The 24020-nt window shown below is 60.6% G+C and carries 24 protein-coding genes and 1 pseudogene; 7 read left to right on the plus strand and 18 right to left on the minus strand.

Annotated elements, in window-relative coordinates; all coding sequences use genetic code 11:
* Nucleotides 1-36 precede the first annotated feature (36 nt).
* Entirely contained in the window at nt 37-786 is a 750-nt protein-coding gene (locus C1A35_RS21180) for an SDR family oxidoreductase (protein WP_104666236.1), read from the minus strand.
* 345 nt (nt 787-1131) lie between these two features.
* Between C1A35_RS21180 and C1A35_RS21185 the strand changes: the two genes are divergently transcribed.
* Nucleotides 1132-2190 carry a GNAT family N-acetyltransferase gene (locus C1A35_RS21185; protein WP_104666237.1) on the plus strand — a complete coding sequence of 353 codons (1059 nt, stop codon included), beginning with the start codon at nt 1132-1134 and terminating at the stop codon, nt 2188-2190.
* Between the two features lie 154 nt (nt 2191-2344).
* Here C1A35_RS21185 and C1A35_RS21190 read toward each other — a convergent pair.
* The 4 genes and pseudogenes from C1A35_RS21190 to C1A35_RS21205 form a co-directional block, all read right to left on the minus strand.
* Nucleotides 2345-2493, minus strand: a pseudogene (locus C1A35_RS21190) (transposase); the annotation flags it as partial.
* 167 nt (nt 2494-2660) lie between these two features.
* Complete coding sequence (locus C1A35_RS21195; protein ID WP_104666238.1) at nt 2661-3083, minus strand: GtrA family protein; 423 nt, start codon at nt 3081-3083, stop codon at nt 2661-2663.
* The gene (locus tag C1A35_RS21200) at nt 3040-4002 is read right to left on the minus strand and encodes a glycosyltransferase family 2 protein (protein ID WP_104666239.1); all 963 of its coding nucleotides are present in this window, start codon (nt 4000-4002) and stop codon (nt 3040-3042) included. The genes C1A35_RS21195 and C1A35_RS21200 overlap by 44 nt, the downstream gene beginning before the upstream one ends.
* Nucleotides 3999-4934 carry a UDP-glucuronic acid decarboxylase family protein gene (locus C1A35_RS21205; RefSeq protein ID WP_104666240.1) on the minus strand — a complete coding sequence of 312 codons (936 nt, stop codon included), beginning with the start codon at nt 4932-4934 and terminating at the stop codon, nt 3999-4001. The genes C1A35_RS21200 and C1A35_RS21205 overlap by 4 nt, the downstream gene beginning before the upstream one ends.
* A 175-nt stretch (nt 4935-5109) precedes the next feature.
* Between C1A35_RS21205 and C1A35_RS21210 the strand changes: the two genes are divergently transcribed.
* Entirely contained in the window at nt 5110-6735 is a 1626-nt protein-coding gene (locus tag C1A35_RS21210) for an ArnT family glycosyltransferase (RefSeq protein ID WP_104666241.1), read from the plus strand.
* 384 nt (nt 6736-7119) lie between these two features.
* Here C1A35_RS21210 and C1A35_RS21215 read toward each other — a convergent pair whose 3' ends face one another.
* From C1A35_RS21215 to C1A35_RS21225, 3 genes are all read right to left on the minus strand, one after another.
* Nucleotides 7120-7896, minus strand: coding sequence for an ABC transporter substrate-binding protein (locus C1A35_RS21215; protein ID WP_104666242.1), 777 nt, complete (start codon nt 7894-7896; stop codon nt 7120-7122).
* A 128-nt stretch (nt 7897-8024) separates the two neighbouring features.
* Nucleotides 8025-8420 carry a VOC family protein gene (locus C1A35_RS21220; protein ID WP_104666243.1) on the minus strand — a complete coding sequence of 132 codons (396 nt, stop codon included), beginning with the start codon at nt 8418-8420 and terminating at the stop codon, nt 8025-8027.
* A gap of 82 nt (nt 8421-8502) precedes the next feature.
* Nucleotides 8503-9411: a DMT family transporter gene (locus C1A35_RS21225; RefSeq protein WP_104666244.1), complete on the minus strand. Its 909-nt coding sequence runs from the start codon at nt 9409-9411 to the stop codon at nt 8503-8505.
* 452 nt (nt 9412-9863) lie between these two features.
* Between C1A35_RS21225 and C1A35_RS21230 the strand changes: the two genes are divergently transcribed.
* Nucleotides 9864-10967, plus strand: coding sequence for a DUF475 domain-containing protein (locus C1A35_RS21230; protein ID WP_104666245.1), 1104 nt, complete (start codon nt 9864-9866; stop codon nt 10965-10967).
* Nucleotides 10968-11433: 466 nt separating this feature from the next.
* Here the strand turns inward: C1A35_RS21230 and C1A35_RS21235 are convergent, their stop codons facing one another.
* The 5 genes from C1A35_RS21235 to C1A35_RS21255 form a co-directional block, all read right to left on the minus strand.
* Nucleotides 11434-11601: a hypothetical protein gene (locus tag C1A35_RS21235; RefSeq protein ID WP_104666439.1), complete on the minus strand. Its 168-nt coding sequence runs from the start codon at nt 11599-11601 to the stop codon at nt 11434-11436.
* A 247-nt stretch (nt 11602-11848) separates the two neighbouring features.
* Entirely contained in the window at nt 11849-12016 is a 168-nt protein-coding gene (locus C1A35_RS21240; protein WP_089045897.1) for a hypothetical protein, read from the minus strand.
* 159 nt (nt 12017-12175) lie between these two features.
* Entirely contained in the window at nt 12176-13693 is a 1518-nt protein-coding gene (locus C1A35_RS21245; protein WP_104666246.1) for a tripartite tricarboxylate transporter permease, read from the minus strand.
* 14 nt (nt 13694-13707) lie between these two features.
* The gene (locus C1A35_RS21250) at nt 13708-14199 is read right to left on the minus strand and encodes a tripartite tricarboxylate transporter TctB family protein (RefSeq protein ID WP_104666247.1); all 492 of its coding nucleotides are present in this window, start codon (nt 14197-14199) and stop codon (nt 13708-13710) included.
* Nucleotides 14196-15140, minus strand: coding sequence for a Bug family tripartite tricarboxylate transporter substrate binding protein (locus C1A35_RS21255; protein ID WP_104666248.1), 945 nt, complete (start codon nt 15138-15140; stop codon nt 14196-14198). The genes C1A35_RS21250 and C1A35_RS21255 overlap by 4 nt, the downstream gene beginning before the upstream one ends.
* A 461-nt stretch (nt 15141-15601) precedes the next feature.
* Here C1A35_RS21255 and C1A35_RS21260 point away from each other — a divergent pair, with 461 nt between their 5' ends.
* Nucleotides 15602-16051 (plus strand): DUF1801 domain-containing protein, encoded by a 450-nt coding sequence (locus C1A35_RS21260; protein WP_104666249.1) that lies wholly within the window; start codon nt 15602-15604, stop codon nt 16049-16051.
* A gap of 51 nt (nt 16052-16102) precedes the next feature.
* On the opposite strand, the gene C1A35_RS21265 is transcribed toward C1A35_RS21260, so the two are convergent.
* The gene (locus C1A35_RS21265; RefSeq protein ID WP_104666250.1) at nt 16103-17170 is read right to left on the minus strand and encodes an ABC transporter substrate-binding protein; all 1068 of its coding nucleotides are present in this window, start codon (nt 17168-17170) and stop codon (nt 16103-16105) included.
* Nucleotides 17171-17247: 77 nt separating this feature from the next.
* On the opposite strand from C1A35_RS21265, the gene C1A35_RS21270 reads away from it, so the two are divergent.
* On the plus strand, nt 17248-17925 hold the full coding sequence (locus tag C1A35_RS21270; RefSeq protein ID WP_104666251.1) for a response regulator transcription factor: 678 nt from the start codon (nt 17248-17250) through the stop codon (nt 17923-17925).
* Nucleotides 17922-19301, plus strand: coding sequence for a sensor histidine kinase (locus C1A35_RS21275; protein ID WP_104666252.1), 1380 nt, complete (start codon nt 17922-17924; stop codon nt 19299-19301). Before C1A35_RS21270 ends, C1A35_RS21275 begins: the two co-directional genes overlap by 4 nt.
* Before the next feature lie 177 nt (nt 19302-19478).
* On the opposite strand, the gene C1A35_RS21280 is transcribed toward C1A35_RS21275, so the two are convergent.
* Nucleotides 19479-19697: a hypothetical protein gene (locus C1A35_RS21280; protein ID WP_104666253.1), complete on the minus strand. Its 219-nt coding sequence runs from the start codon at nt 19695-19697 to the stop codon at nt 19479-19481.
* Nucleotides 19698-19805: 108 nt separating this feature from the next.
* Nucleotides 19806-21755: a hypothetical protein gene (locus tag C1A35_RS21285; RefSeq protein WP_104666254.1), complete on the minus strand. Its 1950-nt coding sequence runs from the start codon at nt 21753-21755 to the stop codon at nt 19806-19808.
* A 316-nt stretch (nt 21756-22071) separates the two neighbouring features.
* Here C1A35_RS21285 and C1A35_RS21290 point away from each other — a divergent pair, with 316 nt between their 5' ends.
* Nucleotides 22072-22533 (plus strand): GNAT family N-acetyltransferase, encoded by a 462-nt coding sequence (locus C1A35_RS21290; RefSeq protein ID WP_234822937.1) that lies wholly within the window; start codon nt 22072-22074, stop codon nt 22531-22533.
* 96 nt (nt 22534-22629) lie between these two features.
* On the opposite strand, the gene C1A35_RS37100 is transcribed toward C1A35_RS21290, so the two are convergent.
* Nucleotides 22630-22752, minus strand: coding sequence for a hypothetical protein (locus tag C1A35_RS37100; protein ID WP_255381084.1), 123 nt, complete (start codon nt 22750-22752; stop codon nt 22630-22632).
* Between the two features lie 215 nt (nt 22753-22967).
* Nucleotides 22968-23993 (minus strand): ABC transporter permease, encoded by a 1026-nt coding sequence (locus tag C1A35_RS21295; RefSeq protein WP_104666255.1) that lies wholly within the window; start codon nt 23991-23993, stop codon nt 22968-22970.
* Between the last annotated feature and the right edge of the window lie 27 nt (nt 23994-24020).

Genomic DNA, 24020 nt, shown 5'->3' on the forward strand with positions numbered 1-24020 from the left:
GCCCCAAGCTCGGGGCAAGTCGTTCGCGGATGATCCTTACATCTGAGCGGTCATGCCGCCGTCCACCGTCACGGTGATGCCATTGACGAAACTTGCGGCCGGCGATGCCAGGAACACGGCTGCGGGTGCGATTTCCTCCGGCTGACCCCAGCGCTTCAAGGGAATCCGGACATCGACGAAGGCCTGCAGCGCCGGATCGGCGGCGAGTGCCGCATTGGTCTCGGTCGCAAACCAGCCCGGTGCGATCGCATTGACCGTCAGCGTCTCCGATCCAAGCTCCACCGCCAGCGAACGGGTGAGGGCATCGAGACCGCCCTTGGCCGCCGTGTAGGCCGGGTCGCCAGGCCGCGCGACGGAGGCGGCAATCGAGGTGACGAAGATCAGCCGGCCGGAACGAGAGCGCCGGAGGAAGGGGAGCGCCGCTCTTGCCATTGCATAGGCGGCCGTCAGGTCCGTGTTGACGAGGGCGGCAAAAGCGGCGGGGTCCATGACGTCCGTGCCGCGCCGGTCACGCTCGCCGACGGCGTGAATGACGATGTCGAGTTGACCGGTGCTGCCTGCGGCGGCAGCGACGATCTGCTCCGCTTCGGCTGAAACATCGCCTGGCACGATGTCGAGTGCGATTCCGTCGAAGGCGGCCTGCTGGCGCGCGGTTTCGAGCGCCGCCGGATTGCGGCCATTGATCGCGACGGCAGCCCCGGCCCGTGCGAGCGCCTTTGCCATCTCAAGGCCAAGCCCGCGGCCGCCGCCGGTTACCAGGGCCGTCATTCCGTTGAGGTCGAACATGTCGGTCTCCGATGCTTTCACCGATTTCGGCGTGAGACTACACCAAATCTTGGCAAGAGAGCCTTAGCGCCTGCCCTGGCAGTCGCCAAAGCGGCGTGCCGGACGGCAGACCATTTTGCTGCCGTTACCGTTAAGCGCTTGCGCTGCACGGCCTGGCTGCCTAGTCCGTCGACTGCAATCGCGTCCAAATCGGCGCGTGCAAGAAGAGAGAGGTAACAAGATGACAGTGTTCAACGCCGTGCGCCGGTCGGCTGAAGCCGGTCTGAAACGGGACGACCTGCTCGTCTCTTCTCTTTCTTCTGGCGGCAGGGATGGGATATCCCGCCGCAACAGGATTGCACTGTCATGTTTCTACTCGAACAGGCGGCCTATCCGGCTGCCCAACGCCGTCTAAAGGATCTCTCTTCCATTCATGTGGCCATCGCAGCCGTGCTCGACGGCACGATCGATGGGGAAGTCTGGGTCGACCGCCCGGTCGAACCACGCATCGCGCTGCTCGCCAATGGCGATGCCTATTATCTGGCGGGATTGCCCGACGAGGCGAGCGACAGCCTTGCCGACCTGAAGGAACTGATCCCTGCCTGGGCCTATTTCTTCGTTGAGGACCACTGGTCCGACCGCCTCGGCGCTATATGGTCCAATACCTTCGCCCTGCCGCATCCGCGCGTGCGGCTGGGTTTTTCCGGCGCAAGTCATGGTCCTGCGGCGACGGCATTGCCTGAAGGCTTTCGTCTCGTGCCCATCGATCAACGCCTGCTCGATCTTGAGCCCGGCAACATCGACACGGTGACGGACCTCATGGAAGGATGGGCTTCGGCCGAGCTCTTCCTGGAAAACGCCATCGGCTTCTGCGTGCTTTATGACGGATGCATCGTCAGCCATTGCGCAACCGACAGCGTCAGCGGCTCGCGGTGCGAACTGGGCGTCGGGACGGAACGCGGCTATCGGCGTCTCGGGCTTGCCAAAGTGGCGGCCACGGCGACGATCGCCGAGTGCGTCAGGCGCGGACGGCCTGATATCGAATGGCATACGCACGCCTCGAACAAGGGGTCGATCGCGATCGCCAAGGGCTGCGGCCTTATCGAGCGCGACCGGCACATCGCCTATAGCGGCAATCTTCCGGCGGAAAACGTCGGCGATCTCCATCCCGCCACTTGCCGGGATTGGGGGCTGCATCTGGAACGGGCAAGCCATCACATCAGCTGGTATCGCTTTCATGCCACCGGGGCCTGGACGCTTGCCGGCGATCGCCCGCGGGCGCTTGCCAATCTGCGCCAGCTGGTTGACGGCGGCTGGGAGGGCGAGGCCGAGTGGCTCGAGGGCTACTGGGCCGTGCAAACGCTCGTCGACGATCCCGAGTTCAAGGCGATCGTGGCGAAGCAGCGTGCGTTGAAGGAAGCCTAGCCGAAAAAGGCCGGCCGCGCCCATGGGACGCGGCCAGAATTCCGAACGCGCCGTGTCGCCCGGCCATCCAGCATGTCGTGCGGATTGGCTTCGGCCAGGGCTGAGAAAGCGCTTCTGCGACCGGCCGTGGCCGGCTCAGCGATGGAAGCGGTGAACCATAAGCGGACGGGCAATCCTGCCAGCGGCATCCGGCGCGCAACACACGGACAATACCGCTGATGACGCGGCGATCATCGACCCGGCGGGCACCGGGCCGGGTTTCCGCGGCAGCGGCTCAATGACGGACCGCCGCTGGTTGCCCAACTGGAATACATTTCCGACGATCCCAAGTGCCAAGAGCGAAGCTTCCGGTCGCCGCAGCGTTGCCCGATCAGCGTGCGTTGTCGCGGTGCTCCCGCGCCGAACTTGTCCCATATCGCTTCCTTCCATTCCGCAGAAAGGATCGCATCACTAAACCACGGGCCACACACCTAATGCGTAAACACGAAAAAGCGATTGCCGATATAGCTGATGATGATTTGCAGGCAGGTTGCGAAGACAAAGCTCACTCGAAAGTCGAATTTTAGCCAATCGGTGCAGACAAGAAGCAACGCGGCATGGAAGCAGGCGATCGTTGCGTATAGGCAAGCAAAAGACTTTGCTTGCACCCATATCTGTTCACTCCGCGATCGAAAGACAAAGTAGCGGTTCCCCAGAAACGAGGCCGTGATGCCGAAAAACGCGGCGATGAAGTTTGCCAGGCCGGCCGACGGTATATGCAGAACCTCGATCCCGAATGTCAGGATGGCGAAATGTATCCCAGTGGCTAGAACCCCATTTCCTACGAAGCGCGCGACTTCGAGGGTTCGGCTATCCGGCCAAGGCAACTTCCTTCTCAACAGGTACGATTTCATCGATCAACTCGAGGTAGTTGCTGGCAAGGAGATTGTTGCCCCGAACGATGCCGGTCAGCATCAATGTCATGAGTGTCAGCACGCCGGTTTGCGACAAGACGAGCGCAAGTATGCCCATCACGGTCGATGACCATCCTGGTGTGGCGTGGCCGAAGAGCTTTAGGAGAAGAGAGATGAGAATGCCGGCAAGCGAAAATGCGGCGATGGCAGTACATGCAATGCCCACTCGCACGAGCACGTATTCCGCGAACACCATGAACGCCTGAAAGCCGTGGAGTACGAGACCAGAGAAGTTCATTTTACTTTTTCCCGCGTATCGAGGACCGCGGCTGATCGGCTGACGCGTCACCCTAAGCTTGGAGGTCAAGACACAGGCGGCGACGTGTATTCCGAGTTCATGCATGCCCGCAAGTCGCTTCACGGCCGACGGTTTGAGGGCCATAAAGTTGCCGAAGCTGATGCTGCGTCCGGTCATCAGCTTGAACAAGAATCTGTAAATGACGTAAAACAGCTTGAACTCGACCGTCTCGACACGGCTCCTTCGTTGCGCAACCACGACATCGACGTCGTCGGCCGCTAGCGGAGCAAGTAGATCGGGAATAGTCGACGGAAGGTCCTCACCATCCGAGTCCATGACAACACAAGTGGCCATTGGCAAATGTTGTGCAACATATCCAATGCCGACCATTATCGCCTTCTGGTGGCCAACATTGCGTTTGAGCCTGACGACGACACCCTTAAGGCCCGCAGCCGCGATGGCGGAGGGCTCCACCGGCTCCCGCACGGATCCGTCGTCGACGGCGACGACAAAAACGTCGCGTCCCAATGCCAGCTTCAGCTCCTTGAACAGACGGGAAGACGCTATCCTGTCTTCGTAGACCGGTGTGACCACGACGTGGGCAACCACATTGCCAGTCATGACAAGACCTCCTTGAAATAGGCGACCGTTGGCTTAAGGCCATCTTCAAGTGTCACCTTAGGCTCCCAGCCGAGCGTCTTTGTTGCAAGACTAATGTCTGGTCTGCGCTGCTTCGGGTCATCCTGAGGAAGTGGTAGAAAAACCAGTTTCGACGGGCCGCCGACTATTCTCAGGACGAGGTCGGCGAGCTCGATCATGCTGAACTCTCCGGGATTGCCGATGTTGACCGGGCCAGTGACTTCAGCAGGACTTTCCATCAACCGCACCATCCCGTCGATGAGGTCGTCGACATAACAGAAGCTGCGGGTTTGAGAGCCGTCACCGTAGATCGTTATGGGTTCACCCTTCAGTGCCTGGACAATGAAATTGCTGACGACTCTACCGTCATTGGGATGCATGCGCGGACCATAGGTGTTGAATATACGCATGACCTTGATTTCAAGGTTCACTTGCCGGTGGTAGTCGAAGAACAAGGTTTCTGCACAACGCTTGCCCTCATCGTAACAACTGCGTGGTCCAATCGGGTTGACGTGTCCCCAGTAATTCTCGACCTGAGGATGGACATCGGGGTCGCCATATACCTCGGAAGTCGACGCCTGCAGGATCCGTGCCCCCAGCCGCTTTGCAAGTCCCAGCAAATTGATGGCGCCATGCACGCTTGTCTTGGTCGTCTGGACCGGATCGTGCTGGTAATGAATGGGCGAAGCTGGACAAGCAAGATTGTAGATCCTCTCAACCTCGACATAAAGCGGAAACGTCACATCGTGGCGCATCAGCTCGAAATCGGGGTTGTTGAGTAGGTGCCGGATGTTGCCTCGCGATCCGGTGAAAAAATTGTCAACGCAAAGAACTTCGTGACTATCTGCAAGTAGGCGGTCGCAAAGATGCGATCCGAGGAAACCGGCTCCGCCCGTAATCAATAGCTTGGTCATTGAAACGACTCTACGCTCAACAAAGTCGGATAAGGTTCACAGGGTATGCCGAACTTTGGCAAGTTAGGATTTACCTGACATGACAGCCTGATTATCACCAACCTACTGTCGATGTAGGATCAGCCGTTCTGCTGTGCCTTGCGTGCTAGGCCTTGACGTGCAGAGAGGAATACCGATGGCAACCGACGAGTCGTATGCGCGCAGTGAACATGGTTCGAGGGCAGACGGCGGTATTGCAGCTTTTGTTGATGCGCACATCTATTGGTCAATATTTCTTTTGGCGTTCGTTTGCGCCGGCGTGCCGAGGCTGGTCGTCTTCCCGCTGAGTGTTGTGCACTGGGATGAGAGTATCTACACACTTGTTGCGCGCGACCTAACGCGCGGCATAATGCCTCTGTCGGGGACCTTCGAGCACAAACCCGTCGCGCTTTACTACATCTACGCACTTCCCCAATGGTTCCTCGGGGAGAGCGTGGCCGCAATCCGACTTCTTTCAGTGGTAATCGGTATTGCAGGCGCGACGCTCTTTGGCATTCTCGTTCGACTGACGGTCACGCGTGACGCAGCCATCGTTCTGACCGGAACGATTACCTATGCCTTTTTTTCGTCCCTCAACAAAGGTCTCGCTGCGCAGCCGGAACTGATCATGAACATTGTCTTCATGGCTGTTCTCGTCGTGCTGCATTTTCAGTTTCGGACTCCATTGCAAAAGACCAGGAATTCAATCCTGATCGGTGTCCTTTGGGGAGTTGCATTTCAGGCCAACTATCTGTCGGGCTTTCTGATCCTCGGATTTGTCTTCGATTATCTTTTCCTCCTGCACAGAGGGAAGTCCCTGGCGGAAGCCACTCGCGCGTTCCTCATCGGCGGTCTCGTAATTTTTGCATCTTTTTCTGCAACTGTTTTTGCTCTGTTGCTCCCAGTCATGGTGTGGGGCGATATATCGGAGTACTTTTATCTTCAGAAAACATTCTTGACTGGGTATACGCTGGAAAGAAGCTGGATTGAGACATTTTTGCAAATACCAAAGGTAATTGATTCGTATTTCTTGTTGGTTTCTTTGGTTGCAACATTTGTATTATTTTATATTTTTCATCTATTTAAGAAAAAAGAAGATATATTCTTTATATTTAGTGATTTCTCAACGAGAATAATTATATATATCCCATTTGTTTTCGCTGCAATTGTCGCTAGTAAGAGGGTTTACGCTAAGTATTATCTTCAATTGCTGCCGTTGTCCATTTTGCTTCTTTGTCTGTTGCTGTGTAGCATTACGCCTAAGAAGTATGTTCGCGCTTTTGTATGCTTTTGGATGGTGTTGTTTTCTGCGGTCAGTCTAGATAATGAAAGGTTTATTTTTAAGGCCGGCGCCGATGGTTGGGTTAAGGTCCTCGATGGAAAGGCCCCCGACGTCCCATCTGAAATAGCTAAAGACATAAGTGGGCTATTATCAGAAAATGACACAATATACGTTTATGATTATCAGATGATACTGTATTACCTGTCAAAAGTTCTGCCTCCAACCCGCTTTGCGTCTCCAGTTCATCACCTTGAAGAGGGGTATCAGAAAGCGATGGGAATTGATCCCAGCGTGGAGATGACGAAAATACTGGAGCATCGCCCACGTTTCATAATCACTGGAAGTGACCCCCGCGCCGGTGAATTTGGAACCGCGTCGAAGATCCTTGCTGAGAAGCTTGGCTCGGACTATGTGCCGTTTCGGGCCTATGATGACAGAATTTTCTATGAGACTTTGCGGGCCAACAACAACGGAAGGGTTGAAGTGTTCGTTCTGAAGTAGGAGCTTCGCTCCTGAGTTGTCGGTGACAGTTGCTCCGTTGTTGTCTAGCGATGACCCAAGGAAGTCGGTATCTCACGTCAGTCGAGCGATGCCCACGCTGAAACGTGTGTTTGCCAAAATCTCCGGTTTCGCGCGGCAGAATCAAAGACATGAAGCGCGCAATTTTCGTTGAATGTGACCGTTGCACACGACAGCAGCGTGCTGCTTGTTGTTATTGCCCGGTAGGGCACTGCAGCGTTCGTTGAAGCGCAAGGCCCAGTCGCGGCCGATTGGCACTGTCCGCAACGATAAGCGCCTCCGCCGTTGTGCCAGCGTCTGCTGGCACAACGGTTCGGAAGTCCGCCTATCTGGTGCCTCACGGATCGGTGTCGTTGCTCGGCGGGTTTACTTCATCGTATAGACGTCGATGGTGAAGTACTTGTCGTTGATCTTCTTGTAGGTACCGTCGGCCCGGATTTCATCCAGCGCCTTGTTCAGCCGCTCGCGCAGGTCGTTGTCCTCCTGGCGCACCGCAATGCCGACGCCTTCGCCGACGAACTTCTTGTCGGTGATCGGTTCGCCGATCAGTTCGCAGCAACTCTTGCCGTCGGCGTTCTTCGTCACCCAGTCGAGCAGCGGCAGCATGTCGCCCACCTGAAGGTCGAGGCGGCCGTTGACCATGTCGAGGTTCGCCTCGTCCTGCGTCGGGTAGAGCTTGATCTCGGCATCGGGATAGGTGGCGGTGATGTAGTCGGCCTGAGTGGTGCCCGACTGCGCGCCGATCACCTTGCCCTTGAGCGCCTCATTGGTGAACGCGGTAAAGCCGGCGCCCTTCGGGGCCGCATGGGTCATGGCCGCAAGATAGTAGGGATTGGTGAAGGCGACCTGTTTCTTGCGTTCCTCCGTGATGAACATGGAGGCGATGATCAGGTCGTACTTCTTGGCGACCAGACCCGGAATGATGCCGTCCCAGTCCTGGGCGACCACTTCGCATTCCACCTTCATGCGCTCGCAAAGTGCAAGTCCAATATCCACGTCGAAGCCACCGATCTTGCCGGCGGGATCGATGAAGTTGAAGGGCGGGTAGGCGCCCTCCGTGCCGATCTTGATCTTCTCTGCTGCCTGGGCCGACGCGGTTGCCGCCATGATGGCGAGCACTGCTGCTGCAATCCGTTTCTTCATTCGCGTTCCCCTTGTTGCGCATCATTCTTGATGCTTCCAGGGAAGACTAAGTCGCGCTCGCCTATAAGCGAAATAGATAGGCGCGATAATCGGTATTGTTTTGGTTGATCAGCCTTGTCGACCAGGTCCTACTTGTAGCGACCGTGGCGCTGCAGCACTTCGACCTTGTAGCCGTCGGGATCGACCAGGAAGAAGAAGCGTGCCAGCAGAGCACCATCGCGGTTGAAGTCGACGATCTTTCCTGGGTTGAGGCCGGCCTCCGTGAGGCGCTGATGTTCGGTGTCGAGGTCGTCGACCGACAACGCCAGATGGCCATAGCCGTCGCCGAGCGCATAGGGTTCGGTGCGGTCCTTGTTGACCGTCAGTTCAAGCTCGAACTCGCTTTCCGCGTTGCTGAGATAGATCAGCACGAAGGTTTCGAAGTCCAGCCGCTCGGCGATCTCGAGCCCGAAGGCCGCACGATAGAAATCGACCGATCGTTTCTCGTCGAGAACGCGGATCATCGAATGGATCGCTTTGGCCACTTCAGTCTCCTTGCAAGCCTGGACGCCGGCGGCGTAGCAGAGTGTCGCCGATGATGGAAGCCCCGCCTGGCGGCGGGAAACATCAGGTTTTTGCGCTCCGCTTCTTCAACTGCTGTTCGCGGAAGAAGATGAAAAGGCCGGAGGCGACGATCAATGCCGCACCGACGAGCACGGTCGGGCGAGGCGTATCGCCGAAGAAGAACCAGCCGAAGACGACGGCCCAGAAGAGCAGTGTATATTGCAGCGGCACGACGGTGGCCGCATCGGCGAGCTTGAGCGAACGGTTGACCAGGATATGCGCGAGCATCGCGACGATGCCGAGCATGCCGAGTTGCAATAGCGCCTCGCCATCGACCGGCGCCCAGCCGGAGGGATTGGCGGCGACGCCCACGAGCGAGAAGATGAGGGCTCCGACGATCTGCCAGAAAACCAGCGTCGTGTCGGGCGTGGAGCGAAGCGTGCGGCCGAGCATGAGCGCAAAGGCGAAGGCCGTGCTGCCGGCAAGCGCGATCAGCGCCGGAAGGCCGAGACTTTCCTTGGAAGGTTCGAGCGCGATCAAAACGCCGGCAAAGCCGATCAGGATCGCCGTCCAGCGCCGCCAGCCGACCTTCTCCCCGAGCAGGAACGGCGAGGCTGCGGCGACGTAGATCGGTGCGGCCAGCCAGTAGGTCATGGTATCGGCAAGCGGCATGTAGGCGACCGCGAAATAGAAGGCGGAGGCGTCGATGGCAAAGAGCAGCGAACGCAAAGCCTGAAGGCCGGGACGTTCGACCCGGAACATCGAGCGTAGGCCGCGCCTGAGAATGAAGGGCGACAGGAACAACAGCGCCGCAACGCTTCGGATCACCATCAGCTGGCTGACGGAGTAGGTCGCCACCAGCCACTTGCCCATGACGTCGTTCAGCGAAAACATCAGCATGCCCAAGAGCATGATGAGAACGCCGGTGCGGGCGGCATTCGGGGCGGATGCGGGGGCGGTGATCACGGTCATTGCAGGGCCTTCGATGAGTTGCGCAGGCCATGCCACATTCGGTGACGCCGATCCATTGCCGTCTGCAAATGGAACCATAAGTTTTGCGAATGATTCAACGCCGGCGCGCGAGACGGAGCCGTAGCGAGACAGAACGCCGTAACAACCGCTTGGTGATCGTCGGACAAAGCAAGGAACGGCCCTCTTGACGTTCCGCCCGGCGCTGCTAATTAGACAGTCGTCCCGCCCTCCAGACATCGGATCGCGGGGAACACTGGTGCCGGGCCCCTCTGGCGAGAGTTTTTACGGCGCTCTCGTGATGTCGGTACCGCCAGCAAATTAGCCGGCGGATTAGCTCCCATGAAAACTGATCTCATGCCTTACGCATGTGCCCCTTCGGCCGTGCGCATTTCCGTTTTGAAACCCCATTTCTTCACCGAATCCGGTGTCGTCAGAGCGAAGGAGGCCCGTCGATGAACCAGCCTCAATCGCACACGAGCGCGCTCGGTTATTTCACCTGGGCCTTCATCGTCACCGCGGTCGGCCTTGTGCTCGGCGCCTGGCTCGGCTGGCAGTCGACCGGCACCATCGGCGGCATGGCCTCGGTATTCTTCATCTGCACCGTGCTTGCGGTGCTCGAAATCTCGCTGTCGTTCGACAACGCCATCGTCAATGCCAACAAGCTCAAGGACATGACGCCCGAGTGGCAGCATCGCTTCCTGACCTGGGGCATCATCATCGCCGTTTTCGGCATGCGTATCGTCTTCCCGCTTCTCATCGTCGTTATCGCAGCGAAGATCGGCCCGATCGAAGCGATCGTCCTGGCGGCAAGCAAGCCCGAAGAATACGCGCGCATCATGAACGACGCGCACCTGCCGATCGCGGCCTTCGGCGGCACCTTCCTGATGATGGTCGGTCTCACCTACTTCTTCGACCATGAAAAGGATGTGCACTGGATCAAGTGGGTCGAGACCAAGATGGCGCGCTTTGCGACCATCAAGGGCATCGAGATCGCCTTCGTCCTGGCGCTCATCCTCGGCTTCTCCACGCTGCTCGACCCGGCAGACGTCCATACCTTCGTCTATTCGGGGATCTATGGTCTGCTGACGTTCCTCGTGGTCGAGGTGGTCGGCGGTCTGCTCGATGCACAGCAGGAAACCATGAGTGCGGCGGCAAAGGGCGGCTTCGGCGCCTTCCTTTACCTCGAAGTGCTCGACGCCAGCTTCTCGTTCGACGGAGTCATCGGCGCCTTCGCGCTGACGCAGAACCTCTTCATCATCGCGATCGGCCTCGGCATCGGCGCCATGTATGTGCGCTCGATGACGATCATGCTCGTCGAAAAGGGAACGCTCAGCGAGTACCGCTACCTGGAGCACGGCGCGTTCTACGCGATCCTGATCCTCTCGGTCGTCATGTACTTCCAGACGCTGGTCCACATTCCGGAAGTCATCACCGGCCTCGGTGGTGCGGCCCTCATCGGCATCTCGCTCTGGTCGTCGATCCGCTACAACAAGCGGGAACGCGAAGAAGAACTTGCCGGCGCGCACCAGGAAGAACGGGCCCGCGCCGAAGCCTAAGCGGCGGCGTATCCCCAAAACAATCGGAAACGGCCCGGCGGAAACGCCGGGCCGTTTTTCGTTGGGCCGGCATTGATTGCCTCGAATTGCCAGGGGCGCGGCGCAGGGGACGAGCTACGGATGCTGGCCGACCACCTGGAAACGTGCCCGAAGCCTTTGCGGAGCGGGTGTTCTTCGCGTGCTGGCCGAGGAAATCGCTTGGCCGCATCACCTTGCAGGCGGGTGGCCCCCGCGCTCTCGACAAGCAATGCATGACGCGCAGGAAAAGCGGGACCCGCCGTGGTGTTCCCGCTGGCGCGTACGCGCTGTGCGGCTATCTGTACCGACGTGCCCGGCCCTCTACCTTGGAACAGGTTTTCGGCAAGGGGCGCTAACGGCCGAACGTACAAACGGCCCGGAGATCTCTGGGATCCCGAGCCGTTTCATCCTTGGGAGGATAAGGCACTCCTCGGAGTGCTGGAATTTGTCAGCCGCGGCGCGTGTCCGGGAAGTTCGCCGGGTCGATGCCCAGCGTACGCAGGTCGCTCGCCTTCGGGCGGCGGTGGCCTTCGACAGCGGCGGCGGCAGCGCTGGCAGCGCCGAGAACTGCGAATGCACGACCGATGAAACCCTTGCGGGAGGTTGTGGTAGCCATCTTCTTGCTCGCTTTCGTTTTCTCTTTGATGAGCAAAAGATGGGGTTTGTCAGGTCTTTTTGCAATGCACAATCAAGCACGTCAGCCATGCAAACGGAGCAAGTCCTATCAACCCTGATCGGGGCTGGCGCCGGCGTCGCGCCGCGTTTTCCAGCTATCGGAAAACACAACGGCCCGGCGGTCTCTCGACCCCGAGCCGTTTCATCCCTGGGAGGATAGGGCGCGCCTTGAGGCACGCCGAAATTCGTTAGCCGCGGCGCGTATCCGGGAAGTTTGCCGGGTCGATGCCCAGCGTACGCAGGTCGCTTGCCTTCGGGCGGCGGTGACCTTCGACAGCGGCGGCGGCAGCGCTAGCAGCGCCGAGAACTGCGAAGGCGCGGCCGATGAAACCCTTGTGGTAAGTTGTGGTAGCCATCGTCTTGCTCGCTTTCGTTTTCTATTCGATGAGCAAAAGATGGGGGGTTACGGGTCATATTGCAATGCACAATTGGACACCCCAGCCATGCAACGGAAGCAGGCCCGGCCGGTCATCAAACCGGCCGGGCCCGCGGATAGGCCTTGGGAGGGGGCGCTATTAGTCTTCGTTCGCTGCCAGCTGCGAAAGAACCTCGCCACGCCCGCGCGCCCGCAGGATCAGGGGCACGATCAGCGCAGCGGCGGCGATGATCAACAGCACGGCTGCGATCGGCGAAGTGAACAGCACCGAGTAGTCCCCCTGGCTGATTGCGAGCGCACGGCGCAGCTGCTGTTCGGCGAGCGGTCCGAGGATCAGGCCGACAACCACAGGGGCGATCGGATATCCGAAGATGCGCATGGCATAGCCGAGCAGGCCGAATGCGAGCAGCATGCCGAGTTCGTAGACCGACGGGTTGGCGCCGATGGTGCCGAGCGTGGCGAACAGCAGGATGCCGGCATAGAGCCACGGCTTCGGAACCGTCAGCAGCTTCACCCAGAGGCCGATCAACGGCAGGTTCAGGACCAGCAGCATGAAGTTGGCGATCAGCAGGCTGGCGATCAGGCCCCAGACGAGCTGCGGATTGGTCGCAAACAGCAGCGGTCCGGGCTGAAGGCCATATTGCTGGAAGCCGGCAAGCATGATCGCCGCGGTCGCCGTGGTTGGCAGGCCAAGCGTCAAGAGCGGCACGAGCGTACCGGCAGCCGATGCGTTGTTGGCCGCTTCCGGGCCGGCGACGCCTTCGATCGCGCCATTGCCGAACTCTTCGGGGTGCTTGGTCAGGCGCTTTTCTGCGGCATAGGACAGGAACGTGCCGATCTCGGCGCCGCCAGCCGGCATGGCGCCGATCGGGAAGCCGATGAAGGTACCGCGCAGCCACGCCTTCCAGGAGCGCGCCCAGTCCGCCGCACTCATCCAGATCGAGCCGCGCACGGCCTCGACCTTGTCGGGGCCCTTGTCGCCCTGGGCGGCGATGTAAAGCGTCTCGCCGATGGCAAACATCGCAACGGCGAGTGTCGTGACCTCGATACCGTCAAGAAGTTCCGGAACACCGAAGGAAAGGCGCGCCTGTCCGGTCAACTGGTCGATGCCGATAATCGAAAGCGCCAGGCCGACAAACAGCGACGTCAGGCCACGAAGGGTGGAATCGCCGAAGGCCGAGGAGACGGTGACAAAGGCGAGAACCATCAGCGCAAAATATTCGCGCGGACCGAAAACCAGGGCCAGCTTGACGATATAGGGCGCGATGAAGGCAAGACCGAGCGTGGCGATCAGACCGGCGACGAACGAGCCGATTGCAGCCGTTGCGAGCGCAGGGCCGCCGCGGCCGGCGCGCGCCATCTTGTTGCCCTCGAGCGCCGTCACGATCGACGCGCTTTCGCCGGGGGTGTTGAGCAGGATCGACGTGGTCGAGCCGCCGTACATGCCGCCGTAATAGATGCCGGCGAACATGATCAGCGAGCCACCGGGATCCAGCCGGTAGGTGACCGGCAGCAGGAGCGCCACGGTCAGCGCCGGGCCGATGCCGGGCAGCACGCCGACGGCGGTGCCGAGCGTCACGCCGATCAGCGCGTAGAGCAGGTTCATCGGTTGCGCAGCAACCAGCAATCCCTGCAGCAGGAATTCAAAAGTAGCCATGGTCGTCGGCCCTCTTAGAAGAACAGGCGTTCAAGCGGCCCCGCGGGCAGCGACAGGAGCAGGAGCTTGGCAAAGATCACCCACACGACAAAGCAGATCGCAATGCCGACGGGGAGGGAGAACCAGAGCTTGCGCTTGCCGAAACCACGTGCGGTCAACGCGAACAGAATGCCGGTGGCGATCGAGAAGCCCGCGACGTTGAGCAGCAGCATCTGGGCGGCAAGGCCACCGACGATCCAGATAACCGGAGCGACTTCCTGGCGCTCGCGCTCGGGAAAATCGCCGCGAAATGCTTCGATCGCGGTCCAGATCGCAAGGCCCAAAAGACAGCAGGCGATCGCATAGGGGACCGTCGTCGGTCCGACCTGGGAATAGCCGGCAGCCCCGGTCAGGCGCGACACATCCCAGAAAATGAGTCCAGCGATAGCGGCGAGGACCGCCGCGATGAAGAGCGCCGCCCGATCCGGGCGACGCGTTGCACTTGAAGGGTGATGCCCCTTGGTCATTTCACCAGTCCAATGTCCTTGAGAACACCTTCGGTCGCCGCAACGTCCTTGTCGAGCTGGACGTTGAAGGCGTCACCGGCGAGATAGCTGTCCTGCCAACCCTTGGTCTTCAGCACTTCCTGCCAGCCAGCGGACTTTGCGAGCTTCTCGATGTCGGCCGAAACGGCAGCCTTCTGCTCGTCCGAGAGGCCAGGAGCGGCTGCGACCATGCGCCAGTTCTCGACGACGACGTCGACGCCCGCTTCCTTCAGCGTCGGAGCATCGACGCCGGCAATGCGCTCGGCGCTCGACACGGCGAGCAGGCGAAGCGTGCCGGCCTTGACCTGCGATTCGAATTCTCCGTAGCCCGAGACGCCTGCGGTAACCTGGCTGCCGAGGATAGCGGCAAGCGCTTCACCGCCGCCGGAGTAGGCGATGTAGTTGATCTTGGTCGGGTCGACACCGGCAGCCTTGGCAATCAGGCCAACGGCGATGTGGTCGGTACCGCCGGCAGAGCCGCCTGCCCAGGATACGGCGCCCGGATCCTTCTTCAGGGCTTCGACGAGGTCGCCCATGGTCTTGATCTCGGACGAGGCCGGTACGACGACGGCTTCGTATTCGCCGGTCAGGCGCGCGATCGGCGTGACGTCTTTCAGGGTGACCGGGGACTTGTTGGTGAGGATCGCACCGACCATGACGTAGCCGCCGACGATCAGGGCGTTCGGGTTGCCCTTCTGCTGGCTTGCGAACTGCGCGAGACCGATGGTGCCGCCGGCGCCCGGTACGTTCTGAACCTGAACGTTGCCGGAGATGCCTTCCTGTTGCATGACGGTCTGCAGCGAACGGGCCGTCTGGTCCCAGCCGCCGCCCGGGTTTGCCGGAGCGATGATCGTGTAATCAGCGGCAACTGCCGGGAGCGACATGGCGCCGGCGAGAATCGTTGCGAGGAAAATATGTTTCAAGGTCAGTCCTCCGTGAGGCGCGTTTTCACCGCGCACGTTGTTGCTGTGTGCGAACGGGAAGACGGCGACGGGTTCTTTTGACCCTTATCGCTTGACCGGATTGGTGGCTTCCTCCCAGTACGCAACCGGCGTCCCGCCTCCACGGGGTGCCAGTGACCTTAAGCCATCATAGAAAGCTGACATTTAGCTGACATCAAGCCCCGAACGCGAAATTCCTGACATGCCGTTTACGGAATCTTAGGTTCTTGCGCGTGTTGACCAGGGATGTTGCCTGTCTGCCGTGTCCAGGTGAGCGAACCCGGTGACCGGATTTCGCGGCAGAGCACGAATCGCGAATCTGATATTGCCGCCGGCTGGACTGGGCCTAGGTATGGTGAGGCGCCGCCGACAAGGCGGAGACAGGTTTCAGCCGGCTCGACCCGACGCCGGGCTGCGGGAAAAATGACAGGAGAGGGAAGACGATGGCGAAGGCGACGACCAAGGCTAAGAAGACCGACGTGGCGGATGAAGCCGCTTCAGCCTCCAAGCAGATCGACGCGAGGATCGCGGAACTCGGTGACTGGCGCGGCGCGACGCTGGCGCGCATCCGCAAGCTGATCAAGGAAGCCGATCCCGACGTCGTCGAGGAATGGAAATGGCGGGGCGTCCCGGTTTGGGAACATGCCGGCATCATCTGTACCGGCGAGACCTACAAGGCGGTGGTGAAGATGACCTTTGCCAAGGGAGCCGCGCTTCAGGATCCGACCGGTCTGTTCAACTCCAGCCTCGAAGGCAATGTCCGGCGCGCCATCGATATCCATGAAGGCGAGGCGATCGACGAAGAGGCGCTGAAGGCGTTGATCCTTGCCGCCGTCGAGTTGAACCTCTCCGTGCAGACCTCACGTTCCGGGCGCTCACGCAAGAAGGCGTGAGGCCACGTGCTGCGGCGACGAGGCGGGGAACCTCGCTTCCGACCGCAGCCGTCAGTGGAGCCGCAAGACCTCGTTCCATTTCGCGATCAGCCGCGAGCGCTTTACCTGATCGAGATAGACCATCAGTCCCGGGCTTACGGGGACCGGCCGCAATTGGCCGCCAAGCATCTCCTGCATGGTGTTGGCGGTATTTTCGCCGGCGACCTCGGGGCTGACGGCGGGGATCTGCAACTCCCGCGCCATGATCGTCTGGCCCTCCTTCGACATGAAGAACTCCAGGTAGCGTCGGCCGAGATCGGGGGAGGCGGCGGCCTGCGGGACGAGACCGATGCGGGACATCACCACGGTGTAGTCCTTCGGCAGAACGATGCCCACGTCCGGGTGGCGTGCCGCCCAGTCCGCCGCATAGGAGCCGAGGATGTTGTAGCCGAGCACGAAGCGCCCGTCGGCGACACGCTCGAGGATCGCTTCGCTCGTGGAGTAAAGCTTGACGCCTGCCGCGCCCATGGCCTGAATGACGTCCCATATGTCGCCGAACTGCTCCTGGTCGCGCGACATGAAGAGGAAGCCGACGCCGGACCGCTCGATGTCGTAGGTCCCGATCCTGCCGAAGACGCTCGCCCCCTGGCGCTTCAGATAGTCGACAAATTCCGCGCGCGTCGACGGCGGCTTTTCCTTGGTGAAGCTCGGCTTGTGGTAGACGAAGACGGCGGGCTCGAAGGTCAGCGCGTAAGCCGTGTTGCGCCAGTTGGCCCAGGCCGGCCAGCGGTCGCTCATCGGCAGATCGCTGCGCTGGGCGTAACCGTCGTTGCTGAGCTTGACTTGCAGGTCCATGGCGGACGAAAAGGCGAAGTCCGCCGTGTTCGTCCCGGCGTCGGTCTCCTTGATGATGCGATCGTAGATTTCTCCGGTCAGCATGTCCTCGTAGCGCACGGCGACGTCCGGATTGGCCCGCTGGAAACCGATGATCATCGGCTTTGCCAGCGGCTCGTCGAGCGAGGAATAGACGACCAGCGTGCGCGCGTCCGGTTTGCCGGAAAGGGCCGGGAATATGATCGGGGCCGCAACGAGCAGCTGGGGACAAAGGGCGAAAAAAAGAAAAGAAATCAAGAACCGCATGAATCCACAATGCCTCAGTGTCTCACCGTTCACAAGCAAGGCATCGGCGGATAAGGTGGTCGGGGGAGTGATGATAATTGCGCATCTTGCTTGTTGAGGACAACCAGGACCTGGCCGAGGGGCTGTCGGCTATCTTGCGTGGCGCGGGCTACGCCGTCGATGTCGTCAGCGACGGCGCATCTGCGCATGCGGTGGCGGCCACCGAGACGTTCGACCTCGTCATTCTCGACCTCAACTTGCCGGAGATGGATGGCCTCGATGTGCTGAGGGCGATGCGCGCCCGCCAGAACCGCGCCGCGGTGCTGATCCTGACGGCAAGGGGGGCGCCCGAAGAGCGCATCAAGGGTCTCGACCTCGGCGCCGACGACTACATGATCAAGCCTTTCGACGTCGGAGAGCTCGAAGCGCGCGTGCGCGTGCTTTTGCGCCGGCAGGCGGGTCTCAGGGCTTCGACGGTCAGCTACGGCAATGTTTCGCTCGATCTCAATACCCGCAGCTTCTCGTCCGGCGGTGCGCCGATCGAAATCCCGGCGCGTGAGCTCGGCCTGCTCGAGCTCTTGTTCATGCGCGCCGGCAAGGTGGTGGCCAAAGATGCGATCATGCAGTCGCTGACCGGTTTCGACGATGATCTGAGCCCGAATGCGATCGAGCAGTATGTCAGCCGCCTGCGCAAGCGGCTCGCACCGCACGGGCTGACCGTGCGCACGGCCCGCGGCATCGGCTACTATCTCGACAAGGCGGCCGGGCCGGAATGAGGGCGGCGGTCTACTCCCTCCGCCGGCGCCTGCTCGGCTGGCTGCTGATCTCGACTGTGGTGATCGGCGTCATCGCACTGACGGATACCTACCGGGAGGCCGTGACGACCGCCAACGTCGTCTCCGACCGCGTGCTTGCCGGCTCGGCGCTCGCCATCGCCGAGCGCGTGGTCGTGGCGGAGGACGGATCGCTCGAAGTCGACATCCCCTATGTCGCGCTCGAAATGCTGACATCGGCCGCGCAGGACCGGGTCTTCTACCGCGTCGACGGGCCACCCGGCCAGTTCATCACCGGCTACCAGACGCTGCCGTCGCTGGCGGAGGAACCAGGTGCGTCGACCACCTTTGCGGATTCGGTCTTCCGCGGCGAACCGATCCGCATCGCCGCCCTTCGCCGCTCCGCCTCGACCGGCATCAACTCGGTGCCCTTCGTGGTCACGGTTGCCGAAACGACGATCGCGCGCCGGCATCTGGCGCAGACCATCCTCGTCCGATCGGCGCTGCGCCTCGGCATGATGATCGCCGGTGCTGCCGTGATCGTCTGGATCGCGGTCACGTTTTCGTTGCGTCCGCTCTACAGGCTGGGCGACGCGATTTCAGAGCGCAGTCCGGACGACCTGCATCCGATCGGCGAGCGGGTTCCGAACGAGGTCCAGGGCCTCGTCGATACGGTCAATTCCTTCATGGGGCGTCTGCAATCGGCGCTCGACGCGCTTCGCAATTTCACCGGCAATGCCAGCCATCAGTTGCGCACGCCGCTCGCCATCATCCGCACGCAACTCGCTCTGGCGCAGCGCGCGGGCTCGATCGAGGAAACGCGGAGCGCGGTAAAGAAGGCCGACGAGGCGGTTGCCAATGCCGAGCGTATCTTAGGGCAGCTGCTGCTGATGGCGAAGATCGACGCGGCCGGCAAGGACGAGACCCGTTCGCTGGAGCGCGTCGATCTGGTCCAGCTCGTGCGCGAGATCACGGCCGAACACGTGCCGGCGGCCGGAGACGCCGACATCGACCTCGGCTTTGATGGCGAGGGCGAGGCTTTCATCCGCGCCGAGCCGCTGCTTGTCGGCGAGATGCTCAAGAACCTGATCGGCAATGCGCTGCTTTATGCCGGCCGCGGTGCGGAAGTGACGAGCCGCGTACTTGTGCGGAACGGCACGGTGTCGCTGGAGGTGGAGGACAACGGCCCTGGCATTCGCCCGGAACTCCGCGAGACGGTGCTCAGGCGTTTTGAGCGCGGCGGCAGCGAAGCGCCGGGCTCAGGGCTCGGACTGCCGATCGTCGAGGAGATTGCCGAGCTCTACGGTGCGACGACCAGCCTGAGTGACGGTGCGGATGGCCGTGGCCTCAGGGTAACCATCCTCTTCCCGGCGGCATGACGAGCCGCCGACGTTTCCGGCAACGGCCCAACAGCCCGGGCCGTTGGCTGTCGGGCTGCCGTTTCCGGAGACTGGCAACAGTCCGCAGATCAACAATTAGCTCGCTGGGACAGCCGTCGACGCGCGACGCCACAGCGCCGGGCGATGACAGGTCCGACGTGATGCCGATCGTTTCGGCTAGCCGTCGTAGTGGCCTGAGGACGCAGCCGCGGCGGACTTCACGACCACCGCCACGTTCACGCCCTTGGTCACGATAGCGCCGCTTGCGCGAAGATCCGTCACGGTCTTGAGCGCACCCGTTTGAGGCGGGTCGAGAGGAACAACGCTGCGGGCATCCAGGTCGGCGACCCAGAGCCCTTGCTCACCTTCTATGCTGATAACCACAACTGTAGCCATTGGTTCACTTCCCCCTTTTACGATTGCAGACGGGAACATCCCGGTTTCGAAAGATGTTCTGGATTCAAAATCTTAGGGCGCGCCCTTATGCGCTGGGATCGCGGCGCGCTAGAAGCCTGCTTTCTTCAATCCCTCTCGGTAGAGATCCTTGTGCCATTGTTCCTTTGATGGAACCGCGGCCAACCATTGATCGACATCGAAAGCCGGGTTCGTTTCACGAACCCGGCGCACAAAAAACTGTGCCCGGTCGAGCTGGTCCAGCATGGCCCAGCTCGCCGCCGAGAGGCGGTCTGCCAGGCTGGGGTCCGCCATCTTGCCGATGTAATCCAGCGAGTCTTCGAATTGGCCGAGCGCATAGTTGGCTCCGGCTGCGGTCCAAAGATAGGCGTCGGGACTTATCGGATTAAGCTCGATCGCGCGCTCGATCTTCTCGAGCGCTATTGCAGGGCGGGAACAATGAACCATCGTGTCGGCGTGGTCTGCAATGACGTCGGCATAGTGCGGCCCCAGGATTTCCGCCAGTTCCATCGCACCGGCACTCTCGTCGAAAGCGCCCTGCAACAATTTGGCGACGCCGAATTCGCGATAGCCGTCCGCCAGATCCCCGCTTGCCTTCACTGCGTGGGCTGCGGACGCTTCGGCGGCCTTCAGCAGATCGATGTTGCCGCGGGCGGTCAACAGCCACTCCTTCGAATAGGTACGGGCAACTGCGCTCAACGCCGGCGCGAAATGGGGACTTGTTTCGAGAACGGCTTTCATTTGTTCGCGCGCGAGCCGCAAATTCGGCAGCGTCAGCCGACTGAGATGCTGCTTGCCGACAAGATATCGGTGGTATGCGACCGGGTTCAGCTCAAGAAAGGCCCTGGTCGTTTCATGCCGTTCAATTTCATTTGAGACGGACAGTGCGACGCGACGTGAAAGGGTGCGCCTGTCTCGAACCAAATCAACCTGGCCAAGTCCAAATCGCGCGGCCCAGGTAATCTCATTGTCCGGAACGAAGACGAGTTGTGCGAACAACGTTACCTCGCCGCCAATGTTGCTGATGCGGGTATCAAGCACATAGGTGACGGAATTGTTTTCGAAGAAGGAGACCTTGTCTTCCTGGTAGTGCCCTATTCGAATGGCTGAATGCGGCGCGATCACCTGCAGGCTGTTGAATGCGCAAAAGCCGATTGTAATGTCCTCTATCAGGGATGCGGCCATCAAGCCCGCTTCTGGACTGCTGGATTGATTGCGCGGCGGTAGCAGCACCAGCTTGGGGAAGCTCGTCTTCGGCGCACCCACAGGTTCGGCGGCAGGCTGGGCATCCTGCACGCCCGTACCGGATGCACGCGATGTCTCGCGCGCGCCGGCTTCATCGCTACCATTGTCTGCCGCCAGGTTCAGCGTGTCGACGCCGCGCGAGATTGCGGCTCGTCTTTGTTCGATGAGCTGCCTGAAATCTTCCACTTCCCTTTCCGCATTGAACACTTTCAGAAGCAGTTGAAGGGTGTCCGGGTCGTAAGGTTCGGCGCGGAAGAGCAGTAGAGCTGCATCCTTGACGATCTCATACTCGCTCGGCGTGCGTGCGATCCGAAACGCTGTCTCCATCGCATCCCTGAGAAGGGCCGTGTGCAGACCTTGTCGATTGGCAAGCCATTCGTAGTAGCGTCGGCTCTCGCAGGTCACCGTTCCCAGGAACGGCCTGCTCAGCAGTTCGCAGAGGTGTATCAGCCTCAAGAATGGCTCTGCCGGTTCGTCCTTCTCGAACACCAAGTCATCAAGCGACAGAGACCCTGGATCGACGTAGATCAGGTGCTTCGAGAAGGAAAGGAACGGCGTGCCAAGTTCTTCCTGGCGCTGCCGAATTCGGGACACGGTTTTGCGCAAGGCCGAGAGCGAAACCGCATCGTCATCGTCACCCCACAGGAATCTTGCGAGCGTCTGACGATCGGACCCGTAGTTTTGGCAGGTCAGCAGGTAGGCAAGGATCAGCATGCCCTTTTCGGGAAACGCAACCTGGCGCCCGCTCGGGTCGAGAAGTCTCAATCCGCCGAAGGTGTGCAAACTGAAACCCATGTCGCCCCTTACGTCGCGAACGCATACGGAAGGCGCTCCTGTGAAGGGTACGCGACCGTATCAAGCTAGCGCCACTTTGTGCCAGATTTGATCGAAACTCAACTAGAAGGTCATGCAAAAAAAGCAGGTAGGGATTCAGTGGAACGGGCCGGGACAGCCTGATTTCATGGGATTGATTGAAGTAGATTGGTTGCAAATTGATCACGATACGCCGTAACATAAGTAGATCGCGTGCGTATGTACATCTTGTGGTTTAGTATCGTGGTGAGCCCAGCGAACGCAGTGACCGTGTCGTCGGTTGCGCGTTGGGCAGGTGTTGAAAGGGTTTTGGGTGCAGTCAATTCCGATCGTGCCGTTGGGCGAGGCAAACCTCGATGCCGCGGCGAATATTCTCTCTCGAGCCTACTCCGCGCCTCCGTGGAACGAAGACTGGTCAGCCGAAGCTGCCACGGAGCGTGTTTCGCAGCTTCTGGCAGCTCCGCGGCGCATTGCGGCCGCGGCATTGGACGCAGTACAGCCTGTCGGTTTCGCGATCGGCACGTGGCGCCGGCACCATAAAGGCCAATTGCTCTATGTTGAGGAGATTGCGGTCTTGCCGGAAGCGCAGGGCGCGGGCGTCGGTACAGCCCTGCTCGCCGCAATCACCGACGCTGCAAGAAAAGCCGGCTGTGAAAGGATTTGGCTGGTCTCACAGCGCGTGGGCAAGGTATCCGATTTCTACCGCCGCAACGGGTTCGTCACCAGCGACCATCTCGACGTCTATACCAAGATGTCGTGAACCCTATCGGACAGGAGGCCGCCGACAAGAGCCGGCTGCCAACCCCGTCCGGCAAGCTGTGCTTTGCCTCTCTGGACGGGGTGAGTAAGCGTCGCGTTAACGGCCGCGATGGCCGAAGAAGGAAGCTGTCTCGCGGGTCTGTACCCGCAGCATCGCGTTCCAAAGCTGAAGAACGAAACGCGGCTGAAACTGGCTCGCAAGCTTGCGCTGCGACAACATGGGAAGTCTCCAATAGGTTTTGAACGCCTGACATATAGTGCATCGCCAAGGAATGTGCCAGAGCGCGTGCGCCGGGGCAGCCCTGCGCGCCAAGCATATGTGGAAAACGCCTTGAGCCTGCCGATATAGCCTGCGGGGCAAAATAAAATGCCGGGATGACTTTCGTCATCCCGGCCAGTTGGCTTCACTGGGAGGAGAGTATTTCTTGTTAAGGATCAGGCCTTCTTGCGGTTCTTCTGTCGATAGACGTCGATGACGACGGCAGCGACGATGATCAGGCCCTTGACGATTTCCTGATAGTAGGCGTCCACCCGGAGGAAGGTGAAGCCCGAGGTCATGACGCCGAGGATGATGGTGCCGATGACCGTGCCGGTGACCCGGCCGACGCCACCCGTCAGCGAGGTGCCGCCGATGACGGTCGCGGCGATCGCGTCCAGTTCGTACATCACACCCATGCCGGCCTGTGCTGTCTGGGCACGGGCGGCGGTGACGACACCGGCGAGGCCTGCCAGCATGCCGGCAATGGCATAGACCTTGATCAGATGCGCCTCGACGTTGATGCCCGAGACGCGGGCCGCCTGGACATTGGCGCCGATCGCATAGGTGAACTTGCCGTAGCGGGTGTAGCGCAGCGCGATGTGGAAGATGATCGCGACGACGAGGAAGACGATGACGGGCCAGATGCCGGTGCCGATGAAGTTGAACTGGTCGGTCAAGCCCGAAACCGGTTGCCCCTTGGTGTACCACTTGGAGATGCCGCGCGCCGACACCATCATGCCGAGCGTGGCGATGAAGGGCGGGATCTTGGTGCGGGCGATCAGCTGGCCGTTGATGAAGCCGGCAAGCAGGCCGATGCCGATACCAAGGCCGATGGGGACGATCGCCGGCATGTCGGTGAGCGACGGGTAGAGCGCGCGCGGCCAGGTGGAGGCCTGGGCAACGCTCGCCGAGATCATTGCGGTCATGCCGACGACGGAGCCAGAGGACAGGTCGATGCCGCCGGTTATGATGACCTGGGTCACGCCGACCGCGATGATGCCGATCACCGAAACCTGCAGGATCATGATCGTCAGGCGCTGCGGGTTCATCAGGAAGCTCTGGCCGACGAAGATCCAGCCGAGGACCTCATAGACCAGTGCAATGCCGATCAGCACCAGGAAGATGTTGAATTCGGGGGGCAGGCGGCGCTTTGCCCCTGAGAGCGGAGTGCTCGCGCCCTGTGCGGCGATGTTGGTGTCCATTTTCATTCCTCCCTTTCGTCGGGTCGC

The sequence above is a fragment of the Ensifer adhaerens genome (assembly GCF_002940685.1).
Lineage (GTDB): Bacteria > Pseudomonadota > Alphaproteobacteria > Rhizobiales > Rhizobiaceae > Ensifer > Ensifer adhaerens_E.

Excerpts from the sequence above, each read along its gene's own strand:
- C1A35_RS37100 (WP_255381084.1), bottom strand. The coding sequence starts at position 22,752 with ATGTTGTCGCAGCGCAAGCTTGCGAGCCAGTTTCAGCCGCGTTTCGTT.
- C1A35_RS21205 (WP_104666240.1), bottom strand. The coding sequence starts at position 4,934 with ATGACCAAGCTATTGATTACGGGCGGAGCCGGTTTCCTCGGATCGCAT.
- C1A35_RS21250 (WP_104666247.1), bottom strand. The coding sequence starts at position 14,199 with ATGACCAAGGGGCATCACCCTTCAAGTGCAACGCGTCGCCCGGATCGG.
- C1A35_RS21235 (WP_104666439.1), bottom strand. The coding sequence starts at position 11,601 with ATGGCTACCACAACCTCCCGCAAGGGTTTCATCGGTCGTGCATTCGCA.
- C1A35_RS21195 (WP_104666238.1), bottom strand. The coding sequence starts at position 3,083 with ATGAAATCGTACCTGTTGAGAAGGAAGTTGCCTTGGCCGGATAGCCGA.
- C1A35_RS21260 (WP_104666249.1), top strand. The coding sequence starts at position 15,602 with ATGGCGAAGGCGACGACCAAGGCTAAGAAGACCGACGTGGCGGATGAA.
- C1A35_RS21215 (WP_104666242.1), bottom strand. The coding sequence starts at position 7,896 with ATGAAGAAACGGATTGCAGCAGCAGTGCTCGCCATCATGGCGGCAACC.
- C1A35_RS21280 (WP_104666253.1), bottom strand. The coding sequence starts at position 19,697 with ATGGCTACAGTTGTGGTTATCAGCATAGAAGGTGAGCAAGGGCTCTGG.
- C1A35_RS21295 (WP_104666255.1), bottom strand. The coding sequence starts at position 23,993 with ATGGACACCAACATCGCCGCACAGGGCGCGAGCACTCCGCTCTCAGGG.
- C1A35_RS21180 (WP_104666236.1), bottom strand. The coding sequence starts at position 786 with ATGTTCGACCTCAACGGAATGACGGCCCTGGTAACCGGCGGCGGCCGC.
- C1A35_RS21185 (WP_104666237.1), top strand. The coding sequence starts at position 1,132 with ATGTTTCTACTCGAACAGGCGGCCTATCCGGCTGCCCAACGCCGTCTA.
- C1A35_RS21225 (WP_104666244.1), bottom strand. The coding sequence starts at position 9,411 with ATGACCGTGATCACCGCCCCCGCATCCGCCCCGAATGCCGCCCGCACC.
- C1A35_RS21285 (WP_104666254.1), bottom strand. The coding sequence starts at position 21,755 with ATGGGTTTCAGTTTGCACACCTTCGGCGGATTGAGACTTCTCGACCCG.
- C1A35_RS21240 (WP_089045897.1), bottom strand. The coding sequence starts at position 12,016 with ATGGCTACCACAACTTACCACAAGGGTTTCATCGGCCGCGCCTTCGCA.
- C1A35_RS21275 (WP_104666252.1), top strand. The coding sequence starts at position 17,922 with ATGAGGGCGGCGGTCTACTCCCTCCGCCGGCGCCTGCTCGGCTGGCTG.
- C1A35_RS21200 (WP_104666239.1), bottom strand. The coding sequence starts at position 4,002 with ATGACTGGCAATGTGGTTGCCCACGTCGTGGTCACACCGGTCTACGAA.
- C1A35_RS21210 (WP_104666241.1), top strand. The coding sequence starts at position 5,110 with ATGGCAACCGACGAGTCGTATGCGCGCAGTGAACATGGTTCGAGGGCA.
- C1A35_RS21265 (WP_104666250.1), bottom strand. The coding sequence starts at position 17,170 with ATGCGGTTCTTGATTTCTTTTCTTTTTTTCGCCCTTTGTCCCCAGCTG.
- C1A35_RS21230 (WP_104666245.1), top strand. The coding sequence starts at position 9,864 with ATGAACCAGCCTCAATCGCACACGAGCGCGCTCGGTTATTTCACCTGG.
- C1A35_RS21245 (WP_104666246.1), bottom strand. The coding sequence starts at position 13,693 with ATGGCTACTTTTGAATTCCTGCTGCAGGGATTGCTGGTTGCTGCGCAA.